Below are 1,251 nucleotides of genomic sequence, written 5' to 3'. Positions count from 1 at the left end.
GCCGCCAACCAGACGCAGATGCCAAGTGCCAATACGACAAGGCTCCACCATGGCGCACCGCCGAGAAGCCCGAAGGTCACCCCGTCATTGCGCAGGTAGATGAGATTGAAGCCGGGAAAGACCGATACGCCGGAACTAAGAACAGTCGCATTGGAAACAACGATTGCCTTCGTTGCCTGATCGACAAGAAAGGCGATCAGAGCAGCAAGCAGACCGACGAAGAGGCAAGATCTCATCCGCTTATCCCAGCCAGACGTCGAGGAACAACATGATCACAAGACCAACCGCGAGGCCGAGCGTCGCCCTGTTCTGATGTCCGGACCGGTGGGTTTCCGGAATGATCTCGTGGCTGATGACATAGAGCATCGCCCCTGCTGCGAAGGCGAGACCCCAAGGCAGCAGCGGTTGCGAGATGCCGATGATACCCGCGCCGATGAGCCCGCCGACGGGCTCGACGAGACCGGTCAGGGCGGCGATGCCCCAGGCGCGAAACCTGGAATAGCCCTCGCCGAGCAACGAAACCGCCACCGCCAGACCTTCGGGGGCATTCTGTAATCCAATACCGATCGCAAGTGGCAACCCGCCCGACAAACCGTCAGCCCCGAACCCGACGCCGACGGCAAGCCCTTCGGGAAAATTGTGGATAGTGATCGCGATGATGAAAAGCCAGACGCGCCGCAGCGATGCGGCGTCGGGACCTTCCCGCCCCGTCTTGAAATGTTCATGCGGCAGCCGTTCGTTCATCAGAGCGACCGCGCCCATGCCAAGCAGGATCGCAACACATACGATGGCCGCCGGGAGAGCACCGTTGTCGAACTGTCCTTCAGCTGCGTCGAGAGCCGGGATGATCAGCGAGAAGAACGAAGCCGCGAGCATGACACCCGCCGCGAAGCCAAGCAGCAGATCGCGCGTGGCCCGGGACGGGATGCGCCCAAAAAGAACGGGGACCGCCCCGACCGCGGTCAGCGATCCGGCGGCCAGGCTTCCAAGAAAGCCAAGCGCTATGGGGGAGAGGGGTTCCAATTGTTAAGGTTCTGCCGCGAGTTCAGTCAGGAGCCGAGTAGCTGGTGTAGACCTCGGTCGATCCGTCTTCGTGGATCAGGAAGACATCGTAAGCCTCCCGGTCGTCCTCCGGTCCCATGCCGGGCGACCCGTAGGGCATTCCCGGCACCGCCAGGCCTACCGCGTCTGGCCGGTCCTCCAGCAGGCGTTGGATGTCAGCCGCCGGCACGTGGCCCTCGATCACATAGC

3 protein-coding genes are annotated in these 1,251 nt (G+C 62.4%); all 3 read right to left on the bottom strand.

What is annotated here, in order from left to right:
• The coding region (locus A3764_RS17850) for a signal peptidase II (protein ID WP_201722461.1) at positions 1-236 on the bottom strand (236 nt) is incomplete at its 3' end.
• 4 nt (positions 237-240) lie between these two features.
• A complete protein-coding gene (locus tag A3764_RS17845) occupies positions 241-1,023 on the bottom strand; it encodes a ZIP family metal transporter (RefSeq protein WP_048535492.1) in 783 nt (260 codons plus the stop codon).
• 22 nt (positions 1,024-1,045) lie between these two features.
• Positions 1,046-1,251 (bottom strand): DUF411 domain-containing protein (locus A3764_RS17840; RefSeq protein ID WP_330220543.1); only part of this gene is annotated, 206 nt, incomplete at its 5' end.

The organism is Sulfitobacter sp. HI0129 (genome assembly GCF_001635395.1).
In the GTDB taxonomy this organism is placed as follows: Bacteria; Pseudomonadota; Alphaproteobacteria; order Rhodobacterales; family Rhodobacteraceae; genus Sulfitobacter.
Note: the sequence above shows the minus strand (reverse complement) of the source record. Positions and strands in the feature narration are given on the sequence as shown.